The sequence below is a fragment of the Pseudonocardia pini genome (assembly GCF_013870575.1).
Lineage (GTDB): Bacteria > Actinomycetota > Actinomycetes > Mycobacteriales > Pseudonocardiaceae > Pseudonocardia > Pseudonocardia pini.
The window spans coordinates 1-13635 of record NZ_JACBXB010000059.1; the positions used below are offsets into that span (position 1 = coordinate 1).

Genomic DNA, 13635 nt, shown 5'->3' on the forward strand with positions numbered 1-13635 from the left:
GGTCGCGGCGACCGCGCCGACGGTGCCGGTGCTGTGCCATCCCCGTCCGTAGTGCTCGGCGATCCCGAGTCCCGCAGCGACCGCCCGACCGGCGACGATCCCGACGGCGAATGCGTCGAGCAGCGTGGCGCCCGAGACGTCCGGCGCCTGGCCCCCCGCGAGCAGGGCGGGGACGAGGACGGCGCTGGGGTGCGCGATGAGCGCGTCGTCGACGTCGTCGAAGTCCAGGGCGTGGGCGGCGGTGCCGTCGACCAGCGCGGCCTAGCGGGTGCTCAGGGCGCGTCCGGTGGCGAGCGACCGGACGGGACCGCCCTCCTCGTCCAGTGCCTCGCTCACGATCCGCACGGCGGGGTCCGCCGCGCCGGCGAGGAGCACCCCGACGGTGTCGGTGACCGCCCGCTCACCGAGGTCGGTCCAGGCCTCGTCCGCCGGTCCCCCGGCGACCACCAGGTCGACGAGTACCGGGGTCAGCGCGCCGGCCGTCACGGTGTCACCGCCGCGAGGATGGACCGCGCCCGGGTGACGACAGGGGCGTCGACGAAGGTGCCGTCGGCGAGCCTGGCGACAGCGAGGCTCTCCGCCGCGGCCCGTGCGGCGGCCCGCACGACCTCCTCCGCCCACTCCACCTCCGAGGCGCTCGGGGCGAAGGCGGCGCGGATCGCCGCGATCTGGCGGGGGTGGATCGCGACCTTGCCGCCGAAGCCCAGGTCGCGAGCGACACGGGCCGACACCGTCAGCCCCTGCTCGTCGTCGAGGCCGAGGTGGGGGCCGTCGATCGGGGGGTGGATCCCGGCGGCGGCGCACGCCAACACGACCAGGGAACGGGCGGTGGCCAGCTCCGCTCCTGCGGCCGTCGGCGTCACGCCGATGTCGGCACCCAGGTCGACCGGGCCGAAGAGCAGGGTGTGGACCAGCGGCGACGCCGCCGCGACGTCCCAGGCCGCACGGACCCCGGCCGCGGTCTCGACCGTGGGCACCAGCCGCAGGGCGCCCAGCGCGGCGGATGCGGTCCGCACCTGGTCCACGGAGACGACCTTCGGCAGCACCACCGCGGTGACGAGCTCCGCCACCTCGGCGAGCGCCGCCAGGTCGGCGGCCTGGACCGCGGGATCGTCCGCGGCGTTCACCCGGACCAGGCACGCCGCCTGTCCGCCGAGCTGTCGCACCGTCTCGACCACCGCCGCGCGGGCCGCCGCCTTGCGCTCCGGGGCGACCGCGTCCTCCAGGTCCAGGACGAGTGTCCGTGCCCCGCGCTGCGCAGCGGTGCGCGCACGGTCCGGGCGGTCCCCCGGCACGAAGAGGGGGGCCGTCAGGTCGAGCGGTGGAGCCTGGCTGTTCCGACTATCGGTACACCGTTCCACTCGGCTAGTGTGGGAGCCGGGCCCGCACGATGTCAACCGCGAGCCACGTCGGGCGGGTCCCTCGTTCCGGCCTACGGCACAATGGCCCGTCTCGACGCCGTCCTCGGCCACGGAGGCCCCATGACCGAACCCAGCGGAAGCTCCATCCAGAGCGTGTTGAACGCGCTCCGGATCCTGGAGCACGTCGGCGCGCACCAGCCGGTCGGCGTGTCGCAGCTGGCGCGCGAGGTGGACCTGCCGAAGACCTCGGTGCAGCGCGCGCTGCGCACGCTCGCCGACGCCGGCTGGCTCCGTCCGGCGGGCGGCGACCTCACCCGGTGGGAGCTCACGTCGCGGATGCTGGGGATCGCCCTGACCGCGTTCGGCGAGTTCTCGTTGCGGGACCACGTGGAGGCGGCCATGCACGAGCTGCGTGCCCGCACCGGCGAGACGATCCACCTCGTGACGCTCGACGACGACAGCGGTCTGGTGATCCACCGGCTGGACTCGCTGCAGTCGGTCCGCGCCTACGTGCAGGTCGGGACCCGCTCGCCACTGCACGCGACCGCGAGCGGTCAGGCGATCCTCGCGTTCCTGCCGGAGGCACGCGCGAAGGAGATCGTCTCGGGCACCCTCCCGGCGTTCACCGACCACACGGTCACCGACTCGGCCGCCGTCCTCGACCGCCTGACGACGGTCCGGGAACGGGGTTACGCGGTGAACGTCGCCGAGTGGCGGCCGGAGGTCGCCTCCATCTCCGCCCCCATCCTCAGCCGCGACGGGACGGCCGTCGCCGCGATGACGATCTCCATCCCGCTCAGCCGGTACCGCGAGGACCTCGTGGCGACCTACGGGGGCTGGGCCGCAGAGCTGACCCGGGCGCTCGGCCCGGTCTCCCCGGAGCGGCGCTGACCGGGGCGCCGTCACGACACCGGTCACGCGAACCGGTCACGCAGCCACCGCCCGATCTCGAACAGCGCGTGGTCGGCGGCCGGGCTGAGCGCGCGCAGGCCGAGGAAGCCGTGGATCTGCCCGGCGTAGCGCCGGACGTCGACGGGCACGCCCGCCGCGGCGAGCCTGCGCCCGAACTCCTCCCCGTCATCTCGCAGCACGTCGAACTCGGCGGTCATGACCAGCGTCGGCGGCAGCCCGGAGAGGTCTGGGGCGTGTAACGGCGAGAGCAGCGGGTCCGTACGGTCCGCCTCGGCCGCGTAGGCCGACCAGTAGTAGCGCATCTCGGCGGCGGACAGGTTGTAGCCGTGGGCGTTCTCGTCGTACGACGGCAGCGACGTCGTCCCGTCCAGGGGCGGGTAGACCATGAGCAGCCCGGCCGCGTGCAGGTCCGGCTCCCGCAGCGCGACGGCCGCGGCCAGGTTGCCGCCCGAGCTGCCGCCCGAGAGCACCACCCGACCCGGGTCCACCCCGAACGCCTCGGCCTGCTTGACGAGGGCCCGGGTCACCGCCGCGCACTCCTCCACCGGGCGCGGGAAGGCGTGCTCCGGGGCGAGACCGTAGTCGACGCTGACGACGACCGCCCCCGCCTCGTTGGCCATCACCCGGCACGGGTGGTCGTGGGTCTCCAGGTCCCCGAACACCCATCCGCCGCCGTGGAAGTAGACGACCAGCGGGAGGCCCGGCCCCGCGGAGGGCCGGTAGAGGCGGACCGGAACCCCGTCGACCTCCAGGTCCCGGATCTCGTGCACCGGCACCTGGGACCGCTCGGGGGCCGGGCCCGCGCGCAGCCCGGCGGCGATCCGTCGGGCGGTCTCCGCGTCCCACGGACCGGGCCCGAAGGTCTCCTCGCGGCCCGCCACCGCGGGCAGTGCGAGGAAGGCGGCGATCCCGGGGTCCGGCGCGGTCACCGCGGACCCGCGGTCTCGACGGCGAAGGGGGACGGCGAGCCCGGCTGCGCCAGCGGCAGGTCGTCCACCTGAAAGTCGGGGATCGCCGTCGGGGTGTCCCCGAACAGCCCGCGGACCCGGGTGGCCACGTCCTGCTCCCCCGCCGACCAGTCGACGTCGACGGCCTCCGACACCTCCCAGGTGCGGACCACCGAGATGTGCCAACCGTGCACCACGAACAGCTGCCCGGTGAGGTCGCCCGCCGCGGGCCCGCAGAGGAACGCGACGAACCTGCCCACGTGCGCGGGCGACCACTCCTCCAGGGCAGCGGGGTCGAAGTCCCCCACGCCGTCGCGCATCATCTTCGTGTAGGCGCGGGGCGCGATCGCGTTGACCCGCACCCCGAACGCGCGGAGCTCGCGGGCCAGGGTCTGCGCCATCACCGCAACACCGGCCTTCGCCGCCGCGTAGGTGGTCTGGCCCGGGTTGGCGAGCACCGCGGCCCGCGAGGTGGTGAGCACGAGTGCGGCCGGGCGCACCTCGGCACCACCGCGGACCCGGTCGCGCCAGTAGCGCGCGGCCTCACGGGCGAGCCAGAACGTCCCCCCGAGGGTCACGGACACCACGTCGGCGAGGTCCGCGTCGTCGAGGTCCCAGATCATCCCGGTGCGGAGCACTGCGGCGTTCGCCACCACGCACTCGAGGAAACGACCGTCCTCCGTCGCCGCGGCCACCAGCTGCCGCGCGGTCTCCGGCCGGGCGGCGTCCCCCGGCACGGCCCGGGCCACGGTCGGGCCGCCGAGCTCCGCGACCGTCTTCTCGAGCAGCTCGGCGTCGACGTCGTTCAGCACGACGTGGAGCCCCGCCGCCACGAGCCGCTCCGCCTCGGCCCGCCCGATGCCCTGTGCGGCGCCGGTCACGACCGCCGCCCCGTCCCCCGTCATGCCGACTCCTTCCCCGCGAGTGCGGTGATCATCATCGAGACCCAGACGACGTGTTCCGCGGTCTTCTCCACGATGTGGAACTCCTTCGGCTCGGGACGCAGGCGGGTCCGCTGGGCCCACCACCCGGCCGGGTCCTGCGAGTCCCGGTACCAGGCCGTCATCCGCAGCAGGTGGTCGCACAGACCGTCGTCGGGCGCGACGTCGTACACCGCCGCCGCGCCCAGCCCGAGCTTGCACACGCCGGTGGACTCGGTGAAGCGGTACTGCTCCTCGGTCGCCCCGTCGTGGAGGTGGAGCAGCTCCCGTGCGGTGCGCACCACCTCCGCGCGTCCGGTCGCGGCGCCGTAGCGGGCGAGGAAGGCGGCGCCGATGCCCGGGTTGTGGAAGGCCTGCCGGGGCTGCGCGAAGTCGACGACGAGGTTGTAGGCATCGGCCTCGGGGACGTCGGTGACCAGTCCGCGCGCGTCCCGGCTCACGTGGAAGCGGCGGGGCAGCTCGGGCTGGGCGGCGAGCAGCGCGGTGAACCAGCCGTACGCGGCGTCCGCCACGTCGGTGCGCCCGGTGTGCAGCGCCGTCATGCCGAGCTGTGCGGTGGGGAACAGCAGCTGCCGCCCGGTGACCCGGGCCTCCGGACGCTCCCAGTACGCGCCGCCGGAGTCGGGATCGACCAGCGGGACGAGGGCCTCCCACACCGCCCGCGCGGTGTCGTAGCGCTCCAGCGTCCAGGCGCCGTGGGCGATGATGGTGAGCGGGTAGGTCGCCGCCATCGCCGTCCACGCCGCGCGGGGCGTGCCCTCGCGCAGGTCCCCGTCCGCGGTCAACGCCTCGCGCTCGATCCAGCCGAGCACCTCGGCCGCGGCACCGCGCTCACCCGCGAGCGCCAGCGCCCACGGCAGCCGGTAGTAGCCGTTGTGCTCGGCGGCGAAGGCGGGTTCACCACCGGGGCCGACGCGGTCGAGCAGCCACCGGACGGCGCGGTCGCGCACCTCCTCCAGCGTCGCGAGGGCCGCGCGGGACGTCTCGATCCGTGTCGTGGGGGGTTCGGGTCTCGTCACAGGACTCCTTCGTCGTCGTTCCCGGTGCCCAGCACCACCGTGTCACGCACGATGCCCATAGCGGCCTGATAGGCCCCCTCCAGCTCGTCCATGTCCTCCCCGTGCGTCTCGATCCGGCCGCGCAGGAGCAGGTACCCTCGATCGGCGACGCGGCGGGCGTGCTGCACGGCGGGCTCCACGACGACCACCCCGACGCCCGACTCCGCGAGCTCGCGAACGATGTCCACGATCGACCGGACGACGATGGGGGCCAACCCGGTCATCGGCTCGTCGAGCAGCACGAACCGCGGCTCGCCCATCAGGGCCCGCGACAACGCCAGCATCTGCTGCTCGCCGCCGCTCAGCACACCCGCGGGGCTCCGCTCGCGCGTGCGCAGGACGGGGAACCGGTCCAGCGCCGGTTCGACCGAACCCCGGCCGAGGCCGAGGAGCTCGGCCATGACCTGCAGGTTCTCCCGGACGGTGAGATGCGGGAACAGCTGGCGCCCCTGCGGGACGATGGCGACGGCGGCGTGCCGCTCGCGGGCCGACATCGCGCGGAGGTCCGTCCCGCCGAGCTGCACCACGCCCGTCGAGGGGACCGTTCCCCTGACCGCCAGCAGGAGGGTGCTCTTGCCCGCGCCGTTCGGGCCGGTGACGAGCGTGACCGAGCCCGCCGGGCAGACGAGCGAGGCGTCGCGGAGCGCCGCGGCGTGGCCGTAGCTGACCGACAGCCCGTCGAGGCGCAGCGCGGGTGCCTCCGTCACGACGCCGCCTCGGAACCGAAGTAGACCGCGTTCATCTCGGGCGAGGAGAGACAGTCCGCCGGAGCGCCGTCGAACGCCACCGCGCCGTCGGCCAGCAGGACGAGCCGGTCGGTGAGCTCGGCGACGAGGTCCACGTTGTGGTCGACGAGGATCACGCCGCAGCCCCGGTCGCGCACGACCCGGACGGCCCGCGCGATCCCGGCGACGCCCGAGGCGTCCGCACCCGCGAAGGGCTCGTCCAGCAGGAGCACGAGGGGGTCCTGGGCCAGGGCGCGGGCGACCTCCACCAGCCGCTGCTCGCCGAGGGTCAGATCACCCGCGCGCCGGTCGGGCCGGTCGAGACCCACCTCGGCGAGGAGCGTCGCCACGAGTCGGTCGTCCGCCGGTCCGCGAGGCCGCAGGGCCCCACGCACCGGGCCGGTGACCATGCGCCACAGGCCGTGGTCGGTGCGAGCCGTCCGGCCGAGGAGGATGTTCTGCCGCACCGTGAGCCCGAGGGCCAGCTGAGGGTGCTGGAAGGTGCGGGCGAACCCGGAGCGTGCGCGGCGGAACGCCGCACGACCCACCGGCCGCCCGTCGACCAGCACGGATCCCCCGTCGTCGCGTTGGACCCCGGAGAGGAGGTCGACCAGCGTCGTCTTCCCGGCGCCGTTGGGGCCGATCAGCCCGAGCACCTCGCCCCGCCCCAGCTCGAACGACACGTCGCGCACGGCCCGCACGCCGCCGTAGTCCTTGCACAACCCGGAGGCGGCCAGCAGCGGCCTGGAACCGCTGGTCTCGTCGGTCATCCGCGCGGCCCCCTCCGGTCGGTCCACAGCGCCCGGCGGACCGGGCGCAGCACCCTGCCCACGTACCCCAGCACGCCGTCCGGGGCGACGAGGAGCACGACCAGGACCGCGACGCTGAGGACGAACACCCCTCCACCCTCGGCGAACAGCTCCCAGTGCACCGTGAGCTCGACGGTGAGCAACGCACCCAGCACAGCACCCCAGGACGTCCCGATCCCGCCGAGCAACGGCATGAACAACGCGAGGAACACCAGCTCCATGGAGAAGGTCTCGGGGGTGATGCCACCGACGGTCGTGACGAAGAAGGCGCCGCCGAACGACGCGATCATCGCGCCGATCGCCAGGACGACGACGGTGAGCCGCCCCGGGGAGGTGCCGGACGACGACACGACCAGCGGAGCCTGCCCGAGCGAGCGCACGAGGATCCCCCACCGGCTGTCGGCGATCCGGTCGACCGCGAACGCCAGGAGCAGGACCAGGGCGACCCCGGCCGACACCAGCACGGGCGGCCCGGGCTCCCAGCCCAGGACCTCCGGCCGCGGCACCCCCACGAGCCCGTTGGACGAGCCGAGCCACAGCGAGTGGTCCAGCCAGGACTCGAACGCCGTGGTGAACAGCAGCGTCGCGGCGACCAGGTGGAAACCGAGCAGGCGGGCCGTGGCGAGCCCGAGGACGACCGCGACCAGCGCGGCCAGGACGGCACCGCCGACCCAACCCACCCACACCGGGGTGTTCAGCATCGTGGTGGCGACGGCCACGCTGTAGCCGCCGATCGCCGCGTAGGCGCCGTACGCCAGCGAGAGCGAGCCCGCCCAGGCGACGGGCACGTACATCCCGAGGGCGACGAGGGCGTAGGAGACCATGAGCGTCACCAGGGACAAGCGGTAGCCGCTGTCCCCCGCCCACGCCACCAGCAGGACCGCGAGCGCCACGGCCGCCAGCAACGGGCGCCACCGCCCGTCGCCGGAACGGCGGACCTCGACGTCGGACTGCAGGGTCGCACCGGCCGCGCTCACACCCGCACCGCCCTCGTGAAGATCCCGTTCGGTCGGAACCCGAAGAACAGCAGCGCGCAGAGCAGCACGGCGTAGTCGGCGTACTGCCCCCCGCTGTAGTACGGGACCATCACCTCGGCCAGTCCCAGGACCAGCCCACCGACCAGCGGGGCGAACCAGGACCCGGTACCGCCGATGACGACGGCGAGGAACCCGAGCAGCGCCCAGTGCAGCCCGATGTCGTACGTGACCCCGCCCCGGGAGGCGAAGCCGATTCCGGCCACCGCCGCGAGGAGCCCGGACACGGCGAACGCGGCGAGGCGGACCCGGCCGACCCGCAGGCCGAGGAGCCGCGCCGCCTGCCGGTTGTCCCCGACGGCCCTGAGCGCGCGCCCCATGGGGGTGCGGCGGGCCAGGATCGCGATCCCGCCGAAGGCGACGACGGTCAGTCCCACCAGCACGATCGACGACGGGGCGAGGGCCAGGTCCCCGATCCGCACCGGGGGGATGTCGAGCAGGCGCTGCCCGGGGAGCGGCAGCCGCCCGAAGAGGAGGCCTGCCCCTTGGGACAACGCGAAGAGCAACGCCGCCACCGCGACGAGGGCCGGGAACTCACTGTCCCCGGACCGGCGTTCGATCGGACGCACGACCACCAGCTCGGTCAGCACGGCGACCGCCACGACGGCAACCAGCGAGACCACCAGGGCGAGGAGGGGATCGAGGTCCGCCTGGACCACCAGCCCCGTCCATCCCAACGCGGCCAGCATGGCGTAGGGGCCGATGGCCAGGTTGAAGAAGCCGCTCCCCTGCAGGACCACGAGGTAGGCGAGCCCCAGCAGGGCGAAGAAGCAGCCGACCTCGAGCACGGACAGCCACAGCCGCGGATCGGTCATGACCGGCTCGTCCCGCCGGTCGTGGCGGCCGTCAGCATGGCTGCTGGAAGGTCGGCCAGTCGCCGGTCAGCGTGTTGTCAGGGCCGAACTGCGCCAGCACCAGGCCGCAGGCGCCGTCGGCTCCGACGTGCTTGTCCGCGCCGAAGGAGAGGGTGAACCCGCTCTGGCCGAGGTGGGGCTGGTAGCTCGTGATCCTCCGGAAGGCCGTGTTGACGGCGTCTCGGTCGTCCGCGGTCCCCGCCTGGGTGATCGCGTCGGCGAGCAGCATGACCGAGTCGTAGCCGAGCACGTGGGTCTGTGCCAGCGTGAAGTCGTCGCCGTGCACGGTCCGGAACGTGGCCTCCAGCTCGGCCGTCCGCGGGTTGGCCGTGGTGACCGGCCGGACGGCGACGAGCCCGTCCAGGGCCCCGGCGCCCGCGACCCGCCACGAGTCCGGCTGCCCGTCGAAGGCGCCGATCGAGAAGCGCTGCACGTCGGGCAGCGCCGCCGCCAGCGCCGTCTCCGACTGGGCCTGGAAGCTCCCGCCGACGCTCACCGTGAGGACCGCGTCCGGCTTCGCGTCGGCGATCCGGGCCGCGGGAGCCGCGAAGTCGGTGGCGTCGACCGGGGCCGACTCCTCCACGACGAAGCCGTCGGGCAGGCAGGATCGGAAGAGCTGGCGGTACCCGTCGACCAGCAGGATGACGCCGGGGGCGTTGTCGTGGAAGAGGGCGACCCGACGGGCTCCCGTCTTCGCGAACGCCCCGCAGAACACCTCCGCGTAGGACTGCCCGGTCGGCAGGATGCTGTACAGGTAGTCCGACGGTGGCGCGTCGACCATCGATGCCGTGGTCGAGGCCGCCGCGATCGTCAGCAGCTTCCGTTCCTGGATGAGTGCCTTCACCGGCGGCACGGCCACGGTGACGTAGCCGATGGCCGCCACCACGCCCTCCTCCAGCAACGCGTTGTAGGTCGCCGGACCCTTGGCCGGATCGCTCTGGCTGTTCTTCGCGACCAGTTCGAGCGGCCTGCCGAGGACTCCCCCGCGCCGGTTGACGACCTCGATCGCGAGGTCGATGCCGTCGCGGACCTGCTGGTTGTAGGCCGCTGCGGGACCACTCGTGTCGAGGTCGGCGCCGATGCGGATGGGCGTTCCCCCAGGGGTCTGGTCCGGTCCCGGAAGCGAGTCGAGACCACTCGCGCCCGAGCCGCACGCGGCCAGCACCAGGGTGCCGAGCAGGGTGAGGGCGACCGCCCGCACGCGCCGTGATCGTCGTTGTCCCATGAGACCTCACTGTCCCTCGTACCGAAGAGCGGAACGGCGTACCGTTGGCGCGAGAAGTATGGAAAGGTCCCCCACGTCCTGTCAACGACGTCGAGCGGGAGCACCGATGTCCGAGAGCCTCATCCGACGGGAACACACGCGCGCGACCGTCGACGAGCTCGCACTCCGCTACCGGACCTGGAACCGCTGGGGGGACGGCGACGAGCTCGGGGCGGCCCACCACGTCACCCCCGAGCGGATCGCGGCCGCGGCCCGGCTCATCCGGCGCGGGGCGGTCTTCTCCCTTGCCCTCCCCCTCGACCGGCACGGCCCGATGCGTGGCGGCGGGCCGCGGGTGAACCCGCAGCACGTCATGCTGCGCACCCCGCACGACCCCCTGCCGGGCCGGGACGACGGCGGCCTGCAACGCGCGTCGGACGACGCGGTCTATTTCCCGCTCCAGTGCTCGACGCAGTGGGACGCCTTCCCCCACTTCTTCTACGACGGCGTCACCTACGGCGGGCGGGGTTTCGACAGTGTGACCACACTGGACGGAGCGGCCCACAACAGCATCACCAACCTCTCCGACCGCGCCGTCGGACGAGGTGTGCTGCTCGACGTCGCCCGGCACCTGGGTCGGGAGGCGCTCGAGCCGGGCGACGCCATTCAGGCCGAGGACCTCGCCGCCTGCGCCGCCGCTCAGGGCGTCGAGGTCGGCGCGGGCGACTTCGTGCTCGTCCGGACCGGTCACCTCGAACGCCGCCGCGCCGCGGGCGACTGGGGCGACTACGCGGGCGGCCCGGCTCCCGGTCTCGGCCTGAGCACCGCCGAGTTCCTCTGCGATCACGAGGTGGCGGCGGTGGCCACCGACACGTGGGGCGTCGAGGCCATCCCCTACGAGACCCCGGACCTCATGTCCCCCCTGCACGTGGTGCTGCTGGTCAACGCCGGCGTGTACCTCGGGGAGATGTGGGACATGGAGGCGCTGGCCGCGGACTGCGCCGCGGACGGCGTCCACGAGTTCTTCCTGACCGCCCCGCCGCTGATGGTGACGGGAGCGGTCGGGTCGCCCCTGAACCCGCAGGCGATCAAGTGAGCTGAAGGAGGACGCACCCGCCTGCCGATCCCCACCGACCCTCGCGGCGCACCCGCCCGCGTCGGTCACCCGCCGGTCCGAACCCACCCCGTCCGCACCGGCGGTCCCACTCCGCCCACCCGGCAGAGGAGAACACGACATGACGATGACCCCTACCCCGACGATCCCGGGCGAGCCGGTCCGCTTCGTGGCGTCCGACGGCGTCCCGACCGCGGCGGGCGAGGCCCACGGCATCGACCTGGACCTGGCCCGGACACTGCACCGGGACATGGTGCTGGCCCGCCGCCTCGACCACGAGGCCCTCGCCCTCCAACGCCAGGGCGAGCTCGGGCTCTGGCTGATGAGCTGGGGCCAGGAGGCGGCCCAGGCGGGGTCGGTCCGGGCGCTGCGCGACGGCGACCACGTCTTCCCGAGCTACCGCGAGCACGTCGCCGCCCTGGTCCGCGGGCTGACCCCGGCCGAGATCCTCGCCCAGTGGCGCGGCACCGTCCACGGCGCCTGGGATCCCGCGGAGCACCGGTTCCACATCAACTCGCTGGTCCTGGGGAGCCAGACCCTGCACGCCACCGGGTACGCGGCGGGGATCGCCCTCGACGGCACCGACGAGGTGGTCGCGGTGTACTTCGGCGACGGCGCGGCGAGCCAGGGAGACGTCAACGAGGCCTTCAACTGGGCGGCCGCGGCGGCACTGCCGGTGCTGTTCGTCTGCCAGAACAACCAGTGGGCGATCTCGACCCCCACGACCCGACAGATGGGCACCCCCGTCCACCGGCGGGCCGCCGGGTTCGGCGTGCACAGCAGGCTCGTCGACGGCAACGACGCCCTGGCGGTGCACGCCGTGACCCGCGCGGCCGTCGAGCACGTCCGGTCGGGGGCGGGTCCGGCGCTCGTCGAGGCGGTGACCTACCGCCGAGCGGGCCACAGCACCTCGGACGACCCTGGCCGCTACCGGGAGTCCGGGGAGGACGCCGTGTGGGCCCAGCGCGATCCGATCGCCCGCCTCCGCACCCTGCTGGAGGCGCGGGGCACGGACGCGGAGGTGTTCGCGGCGCTCGCGGCCGAGGCCGACGAGCTCGCCGTCGAGGTCCGCCGGGCCTGCCGTGCGCTGCCGGAACCGGATCTGGCCGACCTGTTCGGGCATGCCTACGCCCGTCCGCACGCCCAGGTCGAGGCGGACCGTCGGACGTTCCTGACCCATCGAGCGCAGCTCGCGGAGGTGGGTCCGTGACCGTGTCGACCGAACCCGGTCCGGTGCGCACCGGACCGCCCGAGGGGCTGACGGCGATGGCCGCCGCACTGCGCGCCGCCCTGCACACCGCCATGGCCGAGGACCCACGCGTCGTCGTGACCGGGGAGGACGTCGGCAGGCTCGGCGGGGTCTTCCGGGTCACCGACGGCCTGCACGCGGCGTTCGGGGACCGGAGGGTCGTGGACACCCCGCTCGCGGAGTCCGGGATCGTCGGCACCGCCATCGGTCTCGCCCTGCGCGGCTACCGACCGGTCTGCGAGATCCAGTTCGACGGGTTCGTCTACCCGGCGTTCGACCAGATCGTCAGCCAGCTGGCCAAGCTGCGCGCGCGGTCGGGTGGACGAACGGCGCTGCCGATCGTCATCCGGATCCCGTTCGGCGGCGGGATCGGGGCCGTCGAGCACCACAGCGAGTCCAACGAGGCCTACTTCGCCCACACCGCCGGGCTGCGGGTGGTGGCCTGCGCCGACGCCCACGACGCCTACCACCTCCTGCGACAGGCCGTCGCCGCCGACGACCCGGTGATCTTCTTCGAACCCAAGCGCCGCTACTGGACCAAGGGCGAGGTGGGGCAGGAACCGGATCTGGCTCCGGACCGTGCCCGCGTCCGGCGGGTGGGTTCGGACTGCACGCTCGTCGCCTACGGACCCTCGGTGGCCACCGCGCTCGCGGCCGCCGAGGCGGCCGAGGAGGACGGGTGGTCGGTCGGCGTGGTCGACCTGCGCTCCCTCTCCCCTCTCGACCTCCCGACGCTGACCGAGCAGGCCCGCCGGACGGGCCGGATGGTCGTCGTGCACGAGGCCACCACGTTCCTCGGCATGGGCGCCGAGGTCGCGGCCGCGGTCACCGAGGCCTGCTTCGACCATCTGGAGGCACCCGTGCTGCGCGTCGGCGGCTACCACCTCCCCTATCCGCCCGCGCGGGTCGAGGACGACTTCCTGCCCGACGTCGACCGGGTCCTCGCGGCCGTCGACCGGGCAGTGGGCTGGGGGGCGGACCGATGACCGACTTCATGCTGCCCGACATCGGGGAGGGCCTCACCGAGGCGGAGCTCGTGAGCTGGTCGGTCGGGGTCGGCGACACCGTCGCGGTCAACGACGTCCTCTGTGAGGTGGAGACGGCCAAGGCGGTGGTGGAGCTGCCCTCGCCGTTCGCCGGGGTGGTCGCCGGCCTGCACGTGGCACCCGGCGAGACCGTGCCGGTCGGCACGGCGCTGATCAGCGTCAGCGAGACCGGCGGCGCCGTCGAGGGGGCCGTCGCGGGGGCCGCTGACGGTGCCGCTGAAGAGGCCACTGACGAGACCGACGAGACCGCGGAGCCGGAGTCCGCCCCGGCGGTCCTCGTCGGCAGCGGTCCGCGGGCGCCCGTGGCGCGGCGGCTGCACCTGCGCCCGCGGCCCGACCACACCGGACGTGCGGCGGCGGACCGGCTGCGCGCCACGCCGC

16 protein-coding genes are annotated in these 13635 nt (G+C 74.1%); 5 read left to right on the plus strand and 11 right to left on the minus strand.

Annotation, left to right across the window (positions count from 1 at the left end):
- The 3 genes from H5J29_RS36490 to H5J29_RS06180 all read right to left on the minus strand — a co-directional run.
- Positions 1 to 255 (minus strand): MmgE/PrpD family protein (locus H5J29_RS36490; protein WP_181779952.1); only part of this gene is annotated, 255 nt, incomplete at its 3' end.
- Positions 256 to 261: 6 nt separating this feature from the next.
- Positions 262 to 486: a hypothetical protein gene (locus tag H5J29_RS06175; RefSeq protein ID WP_181779940.1), complete on the minus strand. Its 225-nt coding sequence runs from the start codon at positions 484 to 486 to the stop codon at positions 262 to 264.
- Positions 483 to 1295: an HpcH/HpaI aldolase/citrate lyase family protein gene (locus H5J29_RS06180; protein WP_312858085.1), complete on the minus strand. Its 813-nt coding sequence runs from the start codon at positions 1293 to 1295 to the stop codon at positions 483 to 485. Before H5J29_RS06180 ends, H5J29_RS06175 begins: the two co-directional genes overlap by 4 nt.
- A 186-nt stretch (positions 1296 to 1481) precedes the next feature.
- Between H5J29_RS06180 and H5J29_RS06185 the strand changes: the two genes are divergently transcribed.
- Positions 1482 to 2252: an IclR family transcriptional regulator gene (locus H5J29_RS06185; protein WP_181779941.1), complete on the plus strand. Its 771-nt coding sequence runs from the start codon at positions 1482 to 1484 to the stop codon at positions 2250 to 2252.
- Positions 2253 to 2275: 23 nt separating this feature from the next.
- Here the strand turns inward: H5J29_RS06185 and H5J29_RS06190 are convergent, their stop codons facing one another.
- Genes H5J29_RS06190 through H5J29_RS06225 form a run of 8 tightly spaced genes read right to left on the minus strand, consistent with a single transcriptional unit; the run spans position 2276 to position 9842 of the window.
- Positions 2276 to 3202, minus strand: coding sequence for an alpha/beta hydrolase (locus H5J29_RS06190; RefSeq protein WP_181779942.1), 927 nt, complete (start codon positions 3200 to 3202; stop codon positions 2276 to 2278).
- Positions 3199 to 4125: an SDR family NAD(P)-dependent oxidoreductase gene (locus H5J29_RS06195; RefSeq protein WP_181779943.1), complete on the minus strand. Its 927-nt coding sequence runs from the start codon at positions 4123 to 4125 to the stop codon at positions 3199 to 3201. The genes H5J29_RS06190 and H5J29_RS06195 overlap by 4 nt, the downstream gene beginning before the upstream one ends.
- Positions 4122 to 5180, minus strand: a complete 1059-nt coding sequence (locus H5J29_RS06200) for a hypothetical protein (protein ID WP_181779944.1) — start codon at positions 5178 to 5180, stop codon at positions 4122 to 4124. Before H5J29_RS06200 ends, H5J29_RS06195 begins: the two co-directional genes overlap by 4 nt.
- The gene (locus H5J29_RS06205; protein WP_181779945.1) at positions 5177 to 5926 is read right to left on the minus strand and encodes an ABC transporter ATP-binding protein; all 750 of its coding nucleotides are present in this window, start codon (positions 5924 to 5926) and stop codon (positions 5177 to 5179) included. Before H5J29_RS06205 ends, H5J29_RS06200 begins: the two co-directional genes overlap by 4 nt.
- The gene (locus H5J29_RS06210; RefSeq protein ID WP_181779946.1) at positions 5923 to 6714 is read right to left on the minus strand and encodes an ABC transporter ATP-binding protein; all 792 of its coding nucleotides are present in this window, start codon (positions 6712 to 6714) and stop codon (positions 5923 to 5925) included. The genes H5J29_RS06205 and H5J29_RS06210 overlap by 4 nt, the downstream gene beginning before the upstream one ends.
- Positions 6711 to 7730 carry a branched-chain amino acid ABC transporter permease gene (locus tag H5J29_RS06215; protein ID WP_181779947.1) on the minus strand — a complete coding sequence of 340 codons (1020 nt, stop codon included), beginning with the start codon at positions 7728 to 7730 and terminating at the stop codon, positions 6711 to 6713. Before H5J29_RS06215 ends, H5J29_RS06210 begins: the two co-directional genes overlap by 4 nt.
- Positions 7727 to 8602 (minus strand): branched-chain amino acid ABC transporter permease, encoded by an 876-nt coding sequence (locus H5J29_RS06220; protein ID WP_181779948.1) that lies wholly within the window; start codon positions 8600 to 8602, stop codon positions 7727 to 7729. Before H5J29_RS06220 ends, H5J29_RS06215 begins: the two co-directional genes overlap by 4 nt.
- 31 nt (positions 8603 to 8633) lie before the next feature.
- A complete protein-coding gene (locus H5J29_RS06225) occupies positions 8634 to 9842 on the minus strand; it encodes an ABC transporter substrate-binding protein (RefSeq protein WP_181779949.1) in 1209 nt (402 codons plus the stop codon).
- A 130-nt stretch (positions 9843 to 9972) separates the two neighbouring features.
- Here H5J29_RS06225 and H5J29_RS06230 point away from each other — a divergent pair, with 130 nt between their 5' ends.
- From H5J29_RS06230 to H5J29_RS06245, 4 genes are all read left to right on the plus strand, one after another.
- Positions 9973 to 10941: a cyclase family protein gene (locus tag H5J29_RS06230; RefSeq protein ID WP_181779950.1), complete on the plus strand. Its 969-nt coding sequence runs from the start codon at positions 9973 to 9975 to the stop codon at positions 10939 to 10941.
- Between the two features lie 139 nt (positions 10942 to 11080).
- A complete protein-coding gene (locus tag H5J29_RS06235) occupies positions 11081 to 12169 on the plus strand; it encodes a thiamine pyrophosphate-dependent enzyme (protein ID WP_181779951.1) in 1089 nt (362 codons plus the stop codon).
- Between the two features lie 56 nt (positions 12170 to 12225).
- Positions 12226 to 13194 (plus strand): alpha-ketoacid dehydrogenase subunit beta, encoded by a 969-nt coding sequence (locus tag H5J29_RS06240; RefSeq protein WP_181779954.1) that lies wholly within the window; start codon positions 12226 to 12228, stop codon positions 13192 to 13194.
- Positions 13191 to 13635: biotin/lipoyl-containing protein (locus tag H5J29_RS06245; RefSeq protein ID WP_312858086.1), on the plus strand; the 445-nt coding region annotated here is incomplete at its 3' end. The genes H5J29_RS06240 and H5J29_RS06245, both read left to right, overlap by 4 nt.

Bases quoted from the DNA above. Each gene is read 5' to 3' on its own strand.
- H5J29_RS06185 (WP_181779941.1), top strand. From the start codon at position 1,482: ATGACCGAACCCAGCGGAAGCTCCATCCAGAGCGTGTTGAACGCGCTC.
- H5J29_RS06195 (WP_181779943.1), bottom strand. From the start codon at position 4,125: ATGACGGGGGACGGGGCGGCGGTCGTGACCGGCGCCGCACAGGGCATC.
- H5J29_RS06210 (WP_181779946.1), bottom strand. From the start codon at position 6,714: ATGACCGACGAGACCAGCGGTTCCAGGCCGCTGCTGGCCGCCTCCGGG.
- H5J29_RS06220 (WP_181779948.1), bottom strand. From the start codon at position 8,602: ATGACCGATCCGCGGCTGTGGCTGTCCGTGCTCGAGGTCGGCTGCTTC.
- H5J29_RS06230 (WP_181779950.1), top strand. From the start codon at position 9,973: ATGTCCGAGAGCCTCATCCGACGGGAACACACGCGCGCGACCGTCGAC.
- H5J29_RS06235 (WP_181779951.1), top strand. From the start codon at position 11,081: ATGACGATGACCCCTACCCCGACGATCCCGGGCGAGCCGGTCCGCTTC.
- H5J29_RS06240 (WP_181779954.1), top strand. From the start codon at position 12,226: ATGGCCGCCGCACTGCGCGCCGCCCTGCACACCGCCATGGCCGAGGAC.